This is a genomic window from Chryseobacterium sp. VD8 (assembly GCF_037149975.1).
Taxonomy (GTDB): Bacteria; Bacteroidota; Bacteroidia; order Flavobacteriales; family Weeksellaceae; genus Chryseobacterium; species Chryseobacterium indicum.
The window spans coordinates 1-1414 of sequence record NZ_JBBCQL010000416.1 but is presented as its reverse complement, the minus strand read 5'-3'; the positions used below and the strand labels follow the sequence as shown (position 1 = coordinate 1414).

The 1414-nt window shown below is 38.3% G+C and carries 1 protein-coding gene; it reads left to right on the top strand.

What is annotated here, in order from left to right:
- Window positions 1–1073, top strand: a 1073-nt coding sequence (locus WFK35_RS22750; RefSeq protein WP_336734913.1) for an aldehyde dehydrogenase family protein, incomplete at its 5' end; no start/stop codon positions are given.
- Window positions 1074–1414 lie beyond the last annotated feature (341 nt).

Sequence of the window (1414 nt, the reverse complement as noted above, 5' to 3'; positions counted from 1 at the left end):
CGGTAACTCCTTTCAACTTTACTGCGATTTCAGGAAATTTACCGACCTGTATGGCAATGCTTGGAAACGTAGTGGTTTGGAAGCCTTCTGATAAGCAGGTTTATTCCGCAAAAGTAATCATGGACGTTCTTACGGAAGCAGGTCTTCCAAAAGGGGTTATCAACATGATCTTCACGGATGGAAAAGAAACGGCTGAGAAAGTTTTGGCGCACAGAGATTTTGCAGGACTTCACTTTACAGGTTCTACAAAAGTGTTCCAGGGAATGTGGAAAATGATCGGAGACAATATTCATAATTACAGAACATATCCAAGAATCGTTGGAGAAACCGGAGGGAAAGATTTCGTAATTGCGCATCCTTCTGCAAATGTAGAAGCGGTGGCAACTGCTTTGGTAAGAGGAGCTTTCGAATATCAGGGACAGAAATGTTCTGCGGCTTCCAGAGCGTATATTCCTCAGTCTCTTTGGGCAGATGTGAAAAAAGTAATGGAAACTCAGATTGCTTCTATCAAAATCGGTTCTCCTGAAGATCCGTCTAACTTTGTAAATGCGGTAATTGACAAAAATTCTTTTGAAAAATGTAAAGGATATATTGACAGAGCGAATGCTTCAGATGAAGCAAACGTTGTAATCGGCGGTAAAACAGACGATTCTAAAGGATGGTTTGTACACCCTACTGTTATTGAAACTACAAATCCTCAGTACGAAAGTATGGTTGAGGAAATCTTCGGGCCAATCTTGTCTATCTACGTTTATGAAGATGCAAAATGGGCTGAAACTTTACAGTTGGTAGATTCTTCTTCACCTTATTCTTTAACAGGATCTGTTTTCGCACAGGACAGATATGCGGTAAATGAAGCATTCAAAGCATTGGAAAATGCATCCGGAAACTTCTACATCAACGATAAACCTACAGGAGCCGTTGTTGGTCAGCAGCCTTTCGGTGGCGGCAGAGCTTCAGGAACAAATGATAAAGCAGGTTCTAAAATGAACTTACTGAGATGGACTTCTGTAAGATCTATCAAAGAAACTTTTGTATCTCCTAAAGATTACAAATATCCATATTTAGGATAATCATTAATGAACAATACCTAATCGTTGTTCTTATATCAAAACAGCCCCGGAATTTCGGTTTCGGGGCTTTTTATTTGTTTAAATCCTGTACCAAATAATTTATTAACAAAATTTAATTGATTTTATTGATACTTTAATATTCATATTACCTTATCGGAACAATTCTTGAACTGTAAATAACCTATTCACACCAAAAATAAAATATTATGAAAAAGTTATTGTTAATGGCAACAGTCGGAATTTTCGCAGTAAGCTGCGGTACGAAAGAATCTTCCATGTCGACCACCAACTCAGATTCTGTAAGAGCAGATAATACAAGAACTGCAGGTGCTGCAGTTCTT